This is a genomic window from Paeniglutamicibacter terrestris, from assembly GCF_012271785.1.
Classification (GTDB): Bacteria; Actinomycetota; Actinomycetes; order Actinomycetales; family Micrococcaceae; genus Paeniglutamicibacter; species Paeniglutamicibacter terrestris.
Genome location: NZ_JAAWVT010000001.1, coordinates 295,321 through 310,264 on the forward strand (window position 1 = coordinate 295,321; position 14,944 = coordinate 310,264).

The following is a 14,944-nucleotide window of genomic DNA, read 5'->3' on the forward strand; positions in this document are numbered from 1 at the left end:
TAACTACGCGGGGTAGAGCGGATTGTGGCCGGAGGTCACACGCTCGGATTCACGAACGGGTTCCGGCGCGGTTCCGGCACCCCAGGGGTTTCCACCCATGGATTCGCGGCCGTGCGGTTCCAGCCAATTGGCAAGGTCCGGGCCCACCGGAATGATCTGGGTGGGATTGATATCCTCATGCACCACGTAGTAGTGCGCCTTGATCTGCTCGAAGTCCACGGTGTCGCCGAACCCGGGCAGGGCAAACAAGTCCCGGGCGTAGGCCCAAAGGTTCGGCATCTCGGTGAGCTTGTTGCGGTTGGTCTTGAAGTGTCCGTGGTACACCGGATCAAAACGAACCAGCGTGGTGAACAGGCGCACGTCGGCCTCGGTGATCGAATCCCCCATCAGGAAGCGTCGAGTCGCGAGGCGTTCCTCGAGCCAATCCATGGTGTCCCAGAGACGATCGTAGGCCTGGTTGTAGGCTTCTTGGCTGCCGGCAAAGCCGCAGCGGTAGACCCCGTTGTTCACCTCGGTGAAGATGCGTTTGATGATCGGCATCATCTCCTCGAGCTGATCCTCCGGCAACAAATCCGGGGCACCGGCGCGGTGGAATTCTTTCCACTGGGTGGAGAGGTCCATGGTGATTTGTGGGTAGTCATTAGTCACCACGGCGCCGCTGGGCACATCAACGATGGCCGGTACGGTAATGCCGCGTGGGTAGTCGGCAAAGCGCTTAAAGTAGTTCTCCTGGATGCGCTCGGTGCCCAGCACCGGGTCGATTCCGCCCTCGTCGAGGTCGAACGTCCAGGAGCGAGCATCGTGCACGGGTCCCGGGGTGCCCAAGGAGATGGCGTCCTCCAGGCCCAGGAGGCGTCGCACGATGATGGTGCGGTTGGCCCAGGGACAGGCGCGTGCTGCCACCAAGCGGTAGCGTCCGGCCTCAACAGGCCAGAGCTCGGCGCCCTCGGCGATGCCAGCGTGCACATTGCCGATACTTCCGGCCGTTGAACCGCCGGAGGCACGTACCGCGGCGGGATCCGCAACGATTCGGTCCTGAATGTATTGGGTGTCGCGCGTGAATTCCGCGCCAGTGACATAGGCACCCGCGGTGCTGTATTGATCGTCGCTCATCATTCCACCTTAGAATTTTGTGCCGCGAAGCACCATGGGAGAAAAAGTTCGGGCCCGTCCCAAGATCGTTCTCAAGGGGCGGGCCCGCTGCGACCGGCCGGTTCGCCGCTACTTGCGAGGGTAGCGGAGAACCGGATGGTCAGGGGAAAAGAAGTCATGAGGGGCTCTGGAGCCCGAACAAGCCCAAGGTGCTCGGGTTCGGTGCCTCCATCACTTCAGGGAGTTGATTTAGGCCGAGGCGGAAACCAGGGCTGCTTCGCGCACGGACTTCATGGCAACGGTCCACGGCACCAGCTGGTCCAGAACCGGGGCGAGAGAAGCTGCCTGCTGCTCGGTCGGCTTGAACACCGAGAAGTTCTCGAAGTCGGTGAAGAGCGAGAACATGCCGGTCTTCTGCACGTGAGCAACCTGGAGCTCGGAGAGGATGCCACGCAGGTGCTCAACGGCACGCACGCCGAAGGCCGAGCCGTAGGAAACGATGCCCGCTGCCTTGTTGGCGAATTCGGCGTTCAGGTAGGACAGTGCATTGGCCAGAGCCGGAGCGACGGAGTGGTTGTACTCGGGGGTGACGAAGACGTAACCATCAAACTCGGCGATCTTTGCTGCCCAGGTCTTGGTGGCCTCATTCTGGTAGTTCTGGTAGGCAGCCGGGTAAGCTTCATCAAGCAACGCGAGGTTGAAGTCCGCGATGTCTACAAGCTCGTAATCGGCATCGCCGCGCAGCTGAGCCTGCTCCAAAACCCACTGGGCAACGCCGGCATTGTTGCGTCCCGGACGGGTTGAACCTGTGATGATCGCGATCTTAGTCATGCGTGAACTCCTTGGAAGTGAGGGTCGATGCGCCGAAACTTTGCTGACGCATCAACTAGAACTTGATATTTATATCTTGCCGCGAGAAGATTGACGTGTCAACTAAATGAAAACAAATGTGAGGCATGCCATGTCCGAGCCCCGATGGCTCAGTGAAGAAGAAGCACAACGCTGGCTGGAAATCCGCGAATTCCTCTGGGGCTTCCCCAGCGCGATGGACCGTCAGCTCGCCCGGGACGCGGAAATGTCCAGTGGCGAATACTCGGTGCTGGCCGCAGTGTCGCAGGCGGCACCTCAGGCCCTGCGTTCGGGCGATCTTGCAGCGCAGCTCAATTGGGAACGCTCGCGCGTCTCGCACCTCCTGCGCCGCATGGAAGCCAAGGGCCTGATCAGTCGCTGTGCCTCCAGCTGCGACGGGCGCGGTCAGGACATCACGCTGAGCGAGGCCGGCTGGGAGACGGTACGCAGTGCCGCTCCCGGACACGTGAATTTCGTGCGGGAGACAGTTTTTGACTCGCTCTCCCCCACCGAACAGGAACAATTCAGCGCGATGCTGAACAAGATCCGTGCCGCCGTGGTGGAACGCGATCTTTGGTAGGCGTGAAGAGTTATTCCCCGTGTTCGGCGACCGAGGGCCACTGACCATTCGGGGTGAAGGATGTCGCCCAGTAGAACGGATTGAGCTCTCGCAGGGTCCGCATTTCCCAGGCGCTTCCACCGGCGGATCCGGGCACCGCGGCCAAAACTTCAGGACCCCAGATAGCCAAACGCTCCTGGCAGATCCCGCAGGGGGCCAGCACCTGGTAGGTCCCCTCCGCGGTTCCGGCGGTAACGCAGGCGGAGGCAATGACCGCTTTGCCCAGCGTATAGGCCTGCGCAACCGCGCCGGTTTCAGCACATAGGGTGGCCGCCGCGTTGTAATTATCAAAGCTGACACTGGTAAGAATGTCTCCGCCCTCGAGCATCAGCGCCGCCGCGGCTACCGAATCGCGAGCCCCCGGCCACCTACTTCGGAGCTGTTCAATGGCTGCATCAACGATTTTTTGGTTCGGATCCATGACTAAAGTCTGCCACTGAATCTGTCCACTTGGCCCGAAGCTCGGCCAAGTATGACTCCGCTGGCGGGTGAATATTTTTCTGGCCCCCGATCGTCGCCGCAACTTGGGCTCGGCGGATGCTCCAGTTCATCGAATGTTATCCGCGGTTTTAGAACAGCTACCTCAGCAGCGTGTCGGCCGTGCGGAACGGATTTCCTAGGCCTTACTAATACCCATTTCCTAGTTCCACCATCGACGCGCCACCGACGTTGCCACCCCGAATGTCTATGGGAATGGAACAGCGATTAGCACCGGAAAATATGCGGCGCGCGTTGCGGACTGACAACGACGACCGTCCGTGTTCCGCTACCAAAATAAGGTAACCCGGAGCAATTCCCGCGCCCCTATGCCTACTGGAGCCAGCCCCACTCGGCGCTACTTCTGGGGCAATACTTTTCCGAACATCGAGCCTATTTTTAGGCGATTAATCCCCCGGTAGAGAATTCTCCTATTTTGCATCTGTGGGGACTGGAATTGGAGAGAAATTGGAGAGTCAAACGCCGCTGGCGTGGCCCTGAGATTAGTGCAGGATTCCACGTCAGCGGCGCTATTGTTGCCTAGACCAGTAAACCGCCCTAGCCATTCACGCTGGCATTCTCCCGCGGGCGAGAGGCCACCTTCACGGCCATCTCGGTGACCCGCTCGGCGGTTGAATCCCCGGCGGCCAGGAGCCGGGCAAACGCACCATCGGCGTCCCGCAAGTGCGCAGGAGTTCCGCGCTCAATGATTCGTCCGCCCTCAAGGACCACCAGCTGATCGGCATTTTCCACGGTGGACAGACGGTGGGCGATCATCAGCGTGGTGCGTCCCACGGCGAGTTGGTCCAACGCCTCCTGGACGAGGGCCTCGGTGGTGTTGTCCAGAGCACTGGTGGCCTCGTCCAGCACCAGCACCTTGGGGTTGCGCAGGATGGTGCGGGCGATGGCCAAGCGCTGTTGCTCACCTCCGGAGAATCGATGGCCGCGGGCACCAACCATGGTGCTCAACCCGTCGGGCAGCCCACTAATCAGTGTGGCAATCTGCGCCGAGTCCAGCGCCCGCCAGAGCGTGGCGTCATCTGCGTCGGGATCGGCCAACAGCAAGTTTTCGCGGATCGTGGCGTGAATCAAATACGTCTCCTGCGAGACCATGCCCACGATCTTGTTCAGGTCAGCCGGTGCCATGTCACGGATATCGATCCCGTCAATGGTGATTTTCCCGCGCCCAACCTCGTGCAAACGCGGCAAGAGTGAACCGAGCGTGGATTTGCCCGATCCGGTGGGCCCCACGATGGCAGTGGCGGTGCCAGGAGCCAGCTCCAGATCGATCGAGCTCAGCACATCAGCCGAATCTTTGTAGCCAAAGCCCACGCCCTCAAAGCGCACTCGTCCCTCGATCGCCTCCAGATCCACCGTCGCCGGTTGCCGCGGGGGCTTGATCTCCGGATCCATGTCCAGATATTCAAAGATACGACTAAAGAGTGCCATGGCGGTCACCCACTGCACCCCGACGTTGAGCAGACCCATGATGGGGCGGAAGATGGCACCCTGCAGCGCGGTAAACGCCACCAACGTACCGATGCTCATGTTTCCCGAGGTGGCGGGGAACCCGGCGGCCAGGTAGATGACCGCGGGAATGGCCGCGAAGACAATGCTCATGGTGGCCATGCGCCATTGCCCGGCCAATTGGCTGCGCATTTCCAGATCCACCAGGCGGTGTGAGGAGGCGGCGAAGCGGTCCACGTCGCGTCCGGTGGTGCCCAGGGTCTTGGCCAGGCGGATGCCGGAAATCGACAGTCCCTCCTCGATCTGCGTATACATTCCGGCCAGTTCCCGCTGCCGTGCGCTGGTGATGTCCCGGCGGCGCAGTGCCACCTTGCGCGACAGCCAGATGGCCGGTGGCAGGACCACCAGAGAGAGCATGCTCAGCTGCCAGGACAGGGCCACCATCGCGATGGCGGTGGCCACGGCGGTGGTCAAGTTGGAGGCCACCGAGGTGGCGGTGGAGGTCACGACGTTCTGCATCCCGGCGATGTCGTTGGTGAGCCGAGATTGCACCTCTCCCCCGCGAGTCCGAGTGAAGAAGCCAAGTGATTGCGCCTGCAGGTGGGTGAAGAGTCGGGTGCGCAGGGCATGCATGACCTTTTGACCCATGGAGGTGGCCATCCAAGTCTGCACCACCCCGACGGCGGCAGTGGATGCCGCAACAACCACCAATCCGCCGGCCAGCCAGGCCAACAACCCGGTATTTTGGTGCGGCAGCGCATCGTCAATGATCGAGCGGATGATGAACGGTTGAGCCAGTCCAATGATGGAGGCCAGAGAAATCAGCAACACCACGATGGTGATGCTCAGTTTGTGGGGAGCAAAGAGGGCGGCGATCCGGGAGAGCTTCACCGGGTGGGCGCTCACTTGTTTCAGGTCTGCGGGGTTCACACGGGATATCTGGCCGCCGCCGCGGCCTTGGCCGCCGCCGGTCGGTTTGGAATCAACCGTGTTGTGGGTGGGGCCCGTGGGGGCAGCTGCGGAAGAGAGTCTCGATTCCGTCATGTGCACCACCTTTCGTGGTGGTTGTGGGGTGCGGGATTGGCACCGCTTCTTTAATGAGGTTACCTCACTATGTGGTAACCCGTCAAACTTCCGGTAGAGTGATGGTATGCCAACCAGTGCCAATATCACTCCGCCCAGGGATCTTTCCGAGCTCTTTCGCCGCTCGACGCACCGCTTGCGTCGAACCTGGACCGCCAAGCTCGCCCCGTTCGAACTGACCCCGTACCAGTCCCGCGCACTGAATTGTCTTGACCAACAACGCTGGGAAACCGAGAGCAGTGCCACGGCCGGCTTGCGTCTGAAAGACATTGCCGAACGCATGCGCATTGCCCCGCGCTCGGCCACCGAGGTCATCGATCAGCTCGAGGCCAAAAAACTCGTCACCCGCAACGCAGATCCGCTGGATCGACGTGCCACCTTGGTGTCCCTGAGTGATGAAGGAGCCGCACTGGCACAGCAGGTTCGATCCGCTCGGCGCACTCACACCGAGGAATATTTCGGTCGCCTTGACGCCCAAGAACGCGCCGAGCTGGCCCGTATCTTGGGCAAATTGGCTGGCTCTTCCGATTCCTAAATGAGCCCAAAACAAAGGCCAGACAGCGAAATTTCCCTCAGCTGCCTGACCTTTGGTGTGATCCGCGGTTTGTAACGGTGGATCAGCCGGTGTTGGAGATCCTTAGAGCTCGGACTTCCCGCGGCGCCAGTAGCCCATGAAGGCCACTTGTTTGCGATCGATGCCGGCATTGCGGACCAAGTAGCGGCGCATCTCCTTGATCATGCTCGCCTCCCCCGCCAACCAGGCATAAAACGGCTGCGTCGATTCGGTGGTGGTTTCCCACAGAATCTGTTCATCAACATCAACGTCTTCCGGATCGGCACCGGTGACCACGGCGCCGGCCGCGGGAATGGCGACGATGGAGCGCACCGCGGCGGCCAGCATTTCACCGTGCGGATGCGAACCACGCGGCAGCCACTGCACCCCCACACCCGAACGGGTGGAGGAGCCCAGAATGTCGCCGGTGTCCGGAACTTCGATCAGCGCGTGACCGGTGATCCCCGCGGGCAGGGATTCCAAGATGGAACAGATCGCCGGAGCGGCCGTCTCATCCCCGGCCAGCAGGATGCGTTTGGCCGTGCCGGGACGGAACTCAATGCCGCCGTACGTCTCATCGCATAGGGCCTTATTCGGGCCCAGCACCAGCATCGCATCGCCCACCTCCGCAGTGGCCGCCCACACGGTGGCCGGGCCGCCGGTGAGCTGACCATCAAGCTTTTGCAGGTGAAGGACAAAGTCAATGTCTATTTCCGGGTGCTCACCGAGATTGTCTCGGTGACCGGCCGGGCGCAGTGCCCGCACCGTATAGGTACGCATATCTCCCCGGCTCTCGGTCGGCAGCGCCAGCCAACGTTTGTACCAGCCGCCGGCATCCTCACTGTTCAGCAGCGCACCGGGGCGCAGCGCGGCAAAGTCGGACCCCAACACGCTTTCGGGTTCCGCCGTGGAGGAGGCAGCCGAAGCCGGCGGAATCATGAGCTTGATGCGCAGGTCCAGGGGGTGGGCGCCAGCGCCGAAGTGCGATAGGTCCGCGCCGCTGAGGGTGACGCGCTTGAAGTTGGCACTCAAATCCTCGGTGGCCAGCACGCGGGTGGAGAAGGCCAGCATGGCGCTGATTTCCTCCGCACGTCTCAGGCTCGAATCCTCGGCAACGGGCAGCGGCTCAACGCTCTGCGGTGTAGCGCCGGTGGCGGTGTCGGTGGCCGTGATGGTATCGATTTGAGGCTCCCTGGTGGTGAGTTCTTCGGCGGTGAGAAGGCTAGTTGTGTCTTCGCCGATGGCGGCGTCGGGCTGGCGTGTGCGGTGGATGCCGTTGGCGGCCAACACCGATTCGGCGCGCAGCACACGGTGCCGACCTATGGGCAGTACCAACGGGGTGCCGGCCACCGGGTCCGGAATCACCCGGCAGGGCATCCCAAAAACGCTTTTGACCAGTTCCTCGGTGACCACGGTGCTGGGGTGCCCCGCGGCAACAATCTTGCCGTGTTTCAGCGCCACCAAATGATCCGCGTAACGGGCGGCCAGGTTCAGATCGTGCAACACAATCACCACGGTGGTGCCGCGTGAGCGATTCAGCTCGGAGATCACATCAAGCACCTCCAACTGGTGTGCCACGTCCAGGTAGGTAGTCGGCTCGTCAAGCAGTAGCAGTTCGGTTTCCTGAGCCAGCGCCATGGCAATCCAGACCCGCTGGCGCTGCCCACCGGAGAGTTCATCAACCGCGCGCTCGGCCAACTCCACGGTGCTGGTCAGCGTCATGGCACGCTCCACGGCGTCCTCATCCTGGGCGCTCCAACGCTTAAACCAACCCTGGTGCGGGTAACGGCCGCGGCCGATCAGTTCGCGCACCGTGATACCGTCGGGCGCGGTGGGTGTCTGCGGCAGCAACCCGAGCATCTTGGCCACCTCACGAGCACCACGGGTGTGGATGTCTTCTCCATCGAGCAGCACCTTGCCACCGGCCGGCTTCAACAGCCGGGCCAGGCCACGGAGCAGGGTAGATTTGCCGCAACCGTTGGCGCCCACAATGATCGTCACCTCGCCGGCCGGAATCTCCAACGACAGTTCATCAACAATGCTGGGCCCGTCGTAGGCCAGTGTTAGGTCTTCGGCTTGAAGAAGTGCCATGGAAACCTCAGGTTCCTTCCTTGTTGGTGCGCACCAAAACCCAGATCAGGAATGGTGCTCCCAGCGCGCCGGTGACGACGCCAACTGGCAATGGTGTCTCGGGCAGGACGTTTCCTGCAAGGTAAGTGGCGGCGGTGACCAGCAGGGCGCCTGTCAGTGCCGCGGCGCCCAGATGGCTTCGGCCCTGGCACAGGCGCAGGGCCAAGGGCCCGGCTAGGAAGGAGACGAAGGCCAGCGGGCCGGTGACCGCTGTGGCAACGGCCGTGAGGGCAACACCAAGAATGATCAGGCCAAGCCGGGTACCGCGTACCCGCAGGCCCAAGCCGGCGGCCGTGTCATCGCCCAGTTCAAGAATGCGCAGGCGCGAGGCGGCGGGCATCAAGAGGGGCAGCAGAATCACCAGCGCACAGCCCAGCAGCCCCGCCCGCTCCCAGGTGCTGGCCGAGAGCGAGCCGGTCAGCCAGCGCAGAGCGTCGGAAGCGTTGCGCACATCGGTGCGGGTCAGGAGGTATTGAATGATGCCTTGAAGCAGGGCAGCTACGGCAATGCCGGCGAGAATCAGCCGCGCACCGGTATGTTTACCCGAATCGGCAATGACGTAAATGACCAGTGCCACCACCAACGCACCGGCAAAGGCCAGCAGCGACAGGCCAATTCCTTGGGCGCCGAAGAACAGCATGCCGGCGACGGCTGCCGCGCTGGCTCCATAGCCGACACCAATCACGTCGGGGCTGGCCAGCGGGTTACGCAGGAGGCGCTGGAAGATGGCACCCGAGGCACCAAATGCGGCACCGGCAAGAATTCCCACCGCCGCCTGCGGCAGTCGGTCCTCCCACAACATGAAGGAGACGCCTGGGACGCGCTGTCCGCCAAGGGCGGCCAGAAGGTCGGAGAATTCGATGGGGTGGCGTCCGGTGAGCAGATTCAGCGCAATGGCCAGCAGGATCCCGACTCCGAGGAGCAGGTTCACCCGACCCACACCGATGGTGCGTCCGGAGCGCTGGGCACCGGCCGGCTCGAGTGCGGGGACGGGAGCGGGCTTCAGGGCGGTGAATTTTGTACCGCCTCGCTGAGCGCGGGTCATAGTGAGATCTTCTTTCCGCGACGCAACAACCACAGGAACAGTGGTGCTCCGATGATCGCCGTCATGACGCCCACCTGAATTTCGGCCGGTGGGGCAATAACGCGGCCCACCACGTCCGCACCCAACAGCAGGAGAGGTCCGGCCAGCAGGGAAAGCGGCAGCAGCCAGCGGTAGTCGGCTCCGGCAATCATGCGGATGGCGTGGGGAACAATGAGCCCCACAAAACCGATGGGCCCGGCCAGCGCGGTGGCGGCGGCACAGAGCAATACCACTCCGGCCGCGGTGATCCCGCGACCGCGCCCCACCTTAAAGCCGAGTCCGCGAGCCGAATCATCACCCAAGGCCAGCGCATTCAAGAGGCGGGCTCCACCGAGGACCAGCACCGCACCCAGGATCAGCAATGGCGCGACGGAGAGCATGTCGGGGACCTCGCGGGCACCGAGGGTTCCGACCTGCCAGAACCTGAAACGGTCCAGCGTTTGCTGCCCGATCATCAGCACCGCGTTGGTCAGCGAGCCAAGCCCGGCGGCCATGGCGGCCCCGGCCAGCGCGAGTTTCAAGGGGGTGGCGCCGTCGCGGCCCAGTGCCGCTACCGCGTACACCAGTAGTGCCGCGGCGCCGGCACCCAGGAAGGCGCACAGAATATAACCGTGCAGGGTGGCCACGGTGAAGAAGTGGATACCCACCACCACACCCAGGGCAGCCCCGGCGTTAACGCCCAGAATGCCGGGGTCCGCCAGCGGGTTGCGGGTGATGCCCTGCATGCCCGCGCCGGCAAGTCCCAGCGCGGCACCGATTAGTAGTCCGGCGATGGTTCGTGGGATGCGCGAGGCGATCACCGCGTGATCCCCATTGGCCGGATCCATTCCGGAGAGCGCCTCAAAAACGGTGGCCGGAGCGATGGTCCGGGCCCCAATAAGCAGGGAGGCGAACACCATCACCAGCAGGGCAACCAGCAAGACGAGGGCCAGTACCGGTGCGCGACGGAGGTGAGTCATCGGATTTTCACGCTCCATCCACAGCTAATATCATGATTTCCGGCCCTAGACTGGTGCCCATGAGCAACCCGCACATCACCAAAGTGTCCGATCAGGCAGCGTTCCTGCTGGCACCCAACCCCGGTCCCATGTCGCTGGACGGTACCAATTCCTGGATCCTGCGGGCTCCGGGAGAAGAACATTCGATCATTGTGGACCCGGGGCCGGAGGATGCCGGGCACCTCGGTGCCCTGGCCGCCGAATCCGTTGAGCTGATCTTGATTACGCACCGCCATGGGGATCATACCGCCGGCATTGATACCTTGCATCGACTCACCGGCGCCCCGGTCCGTGCGTATTTGCCGGAGTTTTGCCGTGATGCGCAACCGCTGAAACCCGGGGAGGAAATCGGTGCCGCGGGACTGCGGCTGAATGTTCTGGCCACCCCCGGGCATACCTCCGATTCGCTGAGCTTCCTGCTGCCCGATGATGGGCCCACCGGCTCGATGCTCACCGGAGATACGATCCTGGGCCGGGGCACCACCATCATCGATGCCCCGGATGGGACTCTGGGCGATTATTTGGCATCCCTTGATGCCCTGAGCGCCGCCCCCGATGCGCTGGTGCTCCCGGCCCATGGGCCGGTCTTGCCGTCGTTGCATGAGGTGGTGGATCGCTACCGCACTCATCGGCACGAACGTCTTGAACAGATCCGCGCCGCGTTGGCACAATTGCGCGCCAACGGCGGCGAAGATCCCACGATCGAGCAGATCACCGATCTGGTCTACCGGGACGTGGATCCACAAGTTCGTGGCGCCGCGGAGACCTCGGTGGCAGCGCAACGGCGCTACCTGCTCGAGTTTGAAGCGTTCTGACATTCGGTACTGCAACTTCCCTCGGGTGTAACAGGCGGTGATACCGACTACTTGCCGGTTGCTGCCTGAGCACCGGCGGCCAACGCCGGAACAATCTTATCGATGGCGTACGGAACCGAGAGCGGGGATGCTGCCGAGATGGCCAGGACATCCGCGTCGCTGCTGATTCCTACGAGCCCACCCTTCTTGACCGCGGGGATCTGCGCGAAGAGCTTGTTGGCCTTGATGGGATCAACGCCCGCGGTGGCCGAGGTGAAGAAGATATCGGCATCAAGTTCGTTGGCGCGCTCGGCTGCCCAGGCGAAGTAGAACTCGCCGTCCTTGGCGTTTTCGTCCACGATCGGGGCCTGGGTCATGCCCAGAGCGGTGAGGAGGCGCGGGCGTGAGTCGCCGGTGGCGTAGAGGTTGATCTCGCTTTTGACCACGTCCAGGTCACCGGCGATGAACGAGGTGTCCTTGAAGACCGGGTTGGCTTCGCCTGCCGCGCTGATCTTGGATTCAACATCGGTGATGACCGCCGCTGCCTCGGCGTCCTTGCCCAGTGCCTGACCCACCGCGGTGGTCACATCCTGCCAGCCGGCGGTGTAGCTCGGTGCCACGGGGCCTACGACGGGTGCGATCTTGGAGAGCTTGTCGTATTCGTCCTTGGTCAACCCCGAGTAGCCGGCGACAATCACATCGGGTTCCAGCTCGGCGATGGCGGTGAAGTTCACGCCATCGGCTTCGGAGTACTGCTTCGGTGCCTTTTCGGTGCCGATGGAGGCGCCGAGCTCTTCGAGCTTGGCATCCTTCCAATCGGTGGAACCCTGCTTGTTACTGCCCCAGACGTCTTCGGCCATGCCCACCGGGACCACGCCCAGTGCTAGCACCGCGTCGGCGTTGACCCACGAGATCGTCACCACGCGCTCGGGCTTCTTGGCGATCTCGGCGGTGCCGTAGATGTTCTTGACGCTCACCGGGAAGGCGGCATCGGCGGCGGCATTGCTGGCGGGGGCGCTTTCGGCGGTTCCGCCACATGCACTCAGGGTCAGGGCAAGTGCGGCTGCTGCGGCCAGGAGGCCGGTGCGTCGAATGAATTTCATGTGGTGGGCAATCCTTAACAATCTTGCGATGGGCGAGCTGGTGAATCGGTGCTTGCCGGGCATAATCGTTTCGCAAGCAACCGCGAAGTAAGGCTAGCCTTCCTTCCTCTAATTGCGCAACACGGATCATCCCTATTTGATTTGTCGACTCCAGGTCATTCGAGGGTCAATCGCCGTCATCTCGCGCATCAAATCCACCCACAGTGACTAGGCTCACATTATGAGTGAATCGACGCTACCAGCCCGAACCAACCCCCACCGCTCACGTGGCACCGCCCTCATCACCGGGGCCACGGCTGGACTTGGGGCAGAATTTTGCACCCAACTTGCCGCCGCCGGCCACGACCTGGTGATCGTGGCACGTGACGAATTGCGACTCGAAGAGTTGGCCGCCCGATTGCACGCACGATTCGCTATCCATGTTGAGGTCTTGGGCGCAGACCTGACCACGGCCGTCGGTACGACCGCGGTGGCGGAGCGCATTTCCGCGGAACCCTCGCCCATCTCCGTATTGGTCAACAACGCTGGTTTCGGATTGCTGGGGAACTTCGCCGATAACGACCTCGAGGCCGAACTTGGCCATCTCTACATTCACAACCAGGCACCACTGACGTTGATGCACGCGGCTCTTAATGCCATGGGGGCCTCCGGCGGTGGACGCATCATCAACGTCGCTTCCGTCGCCGCCTTCACTCCGCGGGGCAGCTACTCGGCAGCCAAGTCACTGATCGTGAATTTCAGCCGCTGGGCCAACGTCTTTTATAAGGACCGCGGCATCAGCGTCACGGCCCTCTGCCCGGGATTTGTCCGAACGGAATTCCACGATCGAATGGGGGCCAACAAGGCCGCGATTCCCACTTGGGGCTGGCTTGATGCCGCTCGGGTGGTGCGTGAGGGTCTGAGTGCCAGCGAAGCGGGAAAGTCGGTATCCATCCCCTCCAAGCGCTACAGATTTGTTATTGGGCTTTCGCGCCTGGCTCCCGACGCGCTGGTGGAACGACTGGCCCGACGCGGACGCTGAGTTGGAACACGGCATCAACATTTCGTTGCATAGTTCCCAGTGATGCTCGCGGTACCAGGACGCCTCCGGAGCGTAAGGTTGGCCACAATCCGACTTTTCCCAAGAATCGCATAAATGGCATTTGACCAGTATCTATTGATGGAATTTCGCCAGATTACTGGCGAGTATCTGATAATCATGGATCGACGTCTGGTGCGATGATTTATGCATGACCACGCAAAAGATTGCACCGGGATCCACCCGGCCATCCCTACGCCAGCAGCTGGGCGCCCGCAAGCCCATCGAGGCATTCATTGCCGATGCGGGTTCCGGAACCGGCGGCCCGAAACTGCGCCGCTCACTAGGACTGCTGCACCTGACCATGATCAGTGTGGGTGCCACCCTGGGAACGGGCATCTTTGTGGTGCTCTCTTCCGCCGTTCCGCTGGCGGGTCCCGCGGTCTGGATTTCCTTTGCAATCGCCGGCCTGGCCGCGCTTTTTGCCGCCCTCTCCTATGCGGAGATGGCAGGTGCCGTCCCGGTATCGGGGTCTAGTTATACCTACACCTACGCCACCATGGGTGAGGGGCTGGCCTGGATCTGTGGTTGGTGCTTGGTGCTTGAATACGCCGTTTCCGTGGCGGCCATCGCCGTGGGTGCCGGTGAATACATCAACGAAATGGCCAACACCATCGGCCTTGATCTGCCCGCGGCGCTGACCAATCCCCCGGGCACCGATGGCGGCGTCTTTAACATCCCCGCGCTGGCCATCGTCCTGTTCGCCACGGTTCTGCTGGTGCGCGGCACCAAGGAATCTGCGGTGGTCAACACCGTGCTGGTGCTGATCAAGATCGCCGTGCTGATTTTCTTCATCGTCATCGCGTTCAGCGCCTTCACTTCCTCGAACTTCGACCCGCTGCTGCCCATGGGCACGGCAGGCGTCTCGGCGGCAGCCGCCCGCCTGTTCTTCTCCTACATCGGCTTTGATGCCGCCTCCACGGCCGGCGAGGAAGCAAAAAACCCGCAGCGGGATCTGCCGCGCGCCATCATCCTCTCGATGATCATCATCACCACGCTGTACATCTTGGTGGCGATCACGGCGATCGGCGCCCGCCAGTGGATGTGGTTCGACGGCAAGGAAGCCGCCCTGGTGCAGCTGCTGGAGGAGGTCACCGGACAAAGCTGGGTGGCCCTGGTCTTTGCCATCGGCGCCGTGTTGGCCATCGTCTCGATTGTGATCACGGTGCTCTACGGACAGACTCGTATCCTGGTGGCCATGAGCCGCGATGGCATGGTCCCGAAGGTGTTCGGCAAAATCTCTGCGCGTAATGGCGCTCCGGTCGCCGGCACCTGGATCACCGGTGGTGTGGTGGCGGTCGTGGCCGGGTTGGTCCCGCTGGGGCAGCTGGCCGACGCCACCTCCATCGGTACGCTCTTCGCGTTCTCGCTGGTGTCCCTCGCGGTGATTTACCTGCGCCGTTCCTCCCCCGAGCTGCCGCGTACCTTCAAGGTGCCGCTGTACCCGGTGACCCCGATCCTGGCGATCATCTTCTGCGTGTACCTGATGCTGAACCTCGGAGTGATCACCTGGGTGGTCTTCGGTATCTGGATCCTCGTCGGTGCCGCGCTCTACCTGGGCTACGGACGCCGCCACTCGGTGCTGGCCTCCGCGGGTGTCACTACGCGGCGCTAAGT

Annotated in this window: 13 protein-coding genes; 5 read left to right on the forward strand and 8 right to left on the reverse strand. The window is 62.5% G+C overall.

All coding sequences use genetic code 11. The annotated features are described in order from the left end of the window. Positions 1-3: 3 nt before the first annotated feature. Both HED64_RS01370 and HED64_RS01375 read right to left on the reverse strand, forming a co-directional pair. Positions 4-1,113, reverse strand: a complete 1,110-nt coding sequence (locus HED64_RS01370; RefSeq protein ID WP_168150333.1) for a glutathione S-transferase family protein — start codon at positions 1,111-1,113, stop codon at positions 4-6. Positions 1,114-1,341: 228 nt separating this feature from the next. Next, on the reverse strand, positions 1,342-1,923 hold the full coding sequence (locus tag HED64_RS01375; protein WP_132359320.1) for an NADPH-dependent FMN reductase: 582 nt from the start codon (positions 1,921-1,923) through the stop codon (positions 1,342-1,344). 130 nt (positions 1,924-2,053) lie between these two features. On the opposite strand from HED64_RS01375, the gene HED64_RS01380 reads away from it, so the two are divergent. Then, on the forward strand, positions 2,054-2,521 hold the full coding sequence (locus HED64_RS01380) for a MarR family winged helix-turn-helix transcriptional regulator (RefSeq protein WP_132359322.1): 468 nt from the start codon (positions 2,054-2,056) through the stop codon (positions 2,519-2,521). Positions 2,522-2,531: 10 nt separating this feature from the next. On the opposite strand, the gene HED64_RS01385 is transcribed toward HED64_RS01380, so the two are convergent. Together HED64_RS01385 and HED64_RS01390 are read right to left on the reverse strand one after the other, a co-directional pair. Then, positions 2,532-2,981: a cytidine deaminase gene (locus tag HED64_RS01385; protein WP_132359324.1), complete on the reverse strand. Its 450-nt coding sequence runs from the start codon at positions 2,979-2,981 to the stop codon at positions 2,532-2,534. A gap of 614 nt (positions 2,982-3,595) precedes the next feature. Beyond that, entirely contained in the window at positions 3,596-5,548 is a 1,953-nt protein-coding gene (locus HED64_RS01390; protein ID WP_168150334.1) for an ABC transporter ATP-binding protein, read from the reverse strand. 106 nt (positions 5,549-5,654) lie between these two features. Between HED64_RS01390 and HED64_RS01395 the strand changes: the two genes are divergently transcribed. Next, complete coding sequence (locus HED64_RS01395) at positions 5,655-6,122, forward strand: MarR family winged helix-turn-helix transcriptional regulator (RefSeq protein WP_168150335.1); 468 nt, start codon at positions 5,655-5,657, stop codon at positions 6,120-6,122. A gap of 102 nt (positions 6,123-6,224) precedes the next feature. Here the strand turns inward: HED64_RS01395 and HED64_RS01400 are convergent, their stop codons facing one another. From HED64_RS01400 to HED64_RS01410, 3 genes are read right to left on the reverse strand one after another with little or no spacing between them, the layout of a single operon-like run. Next, positions 6,225-8,231: an SIP domain-containing protein gene (locus HED64_RS01400; RefSeq protein WP_168150336.1), complete on the reverse strand. Its 2,007-nt coding sequence runs from the start codon at positions 8,229-8,231 to the stop codon at positions 6,225-6,227. Positions 8,232-8,238: 7 nt separating this feature from the next. Continuing rightward, on the reverse strand, positions 8,239-9,315 hold the full coding sequence (locus HED64_RS01405; RefSeq protein ID WP_210149152.1) for a FecCD family ABC transporter permease: 1,077 nt from the start codon (positions 9,313-9,315) through the stop codon (positions 8,239-8,241). Continuing rightward, on the reverse strand, positions 9,312-10,313 hold the full coding sequence (locus HED64_RS01410; protein WP_245325590.1) for a FecCD family ABC transporter permease: 1,002 nt from the start codon (positions 10,311-10,313) through the stop codon (positions 9,312-9,314). Before HED64_RS01410 ends, HED64_RS01405 begins: the two co-directional genes overlap by 4 nt. 59 nt (positions 10,314-10,372) lie before the next feature. Here HED64_RS01410 and HED64_RS01415 point away from each other — a divergent pair, with 59 nt between their 5' ends. Next, the gene (locus HED64_RS01415) at positions 10,373-11,167 is read left to right on the forward strand and encodes an MBL fold metallo-hydrolase (RefSeq protein ID WP_245325591.1); all 795 of its coding nucleotides are present in this window, start codon (positions 10,373-10,375) and stop codon (positions 11,165-11,167) included. 47 nt (positions 11,168-11,214) lie between these two features. Here the strand turns inward: HED64_RS01415 and HED64_RS01420 are convergent, their stop codons facing one another. Next, complete coding sequence (locus tag HED64_RS01420; protein ID WP_132359336.1) at positions 11,215-12,249, reverse strand: ABC transporter substrate-binding protein; 1,035 nt, start codon at positions 12,247-12,249, stop codon at positions 11,215-11,217. Between the two features lie 220 nt (positions 12,250-12,469). Between HED64_RS01420 and HED64_RS01425 the strand changes: the two genes are divergently transcribed. Together HED64_RS01425 and HED64_RS01430 are read left to right on the forward strand one after the other, a co-directional pair. After that, a complete protein-coding gene (locus HED64_RS01425) occupies positions 12,470-13,270 on the forward strand; it encodes an SDR family NAD(P)-dependent oxidoreductase (protein ID WP_168150337.1) in 801 nt (266 codons plus the stop codon). A 208-nt stretch (positions 13,271-13,478) separates the two neighbouring features. Beyond that, positions 13,479-14,942, forward strand: a complete 1,464-nt coding sequence (locus HED64_RS01430; RefSeq protein WP_132359340.1) for an amino acid permease — start codon at positions 13,479-13,481, stop codon at positions 14,940-14,942. The last annotated feature ends 2 nt before the right edge of the window (positions 14,943-14,944 follow it).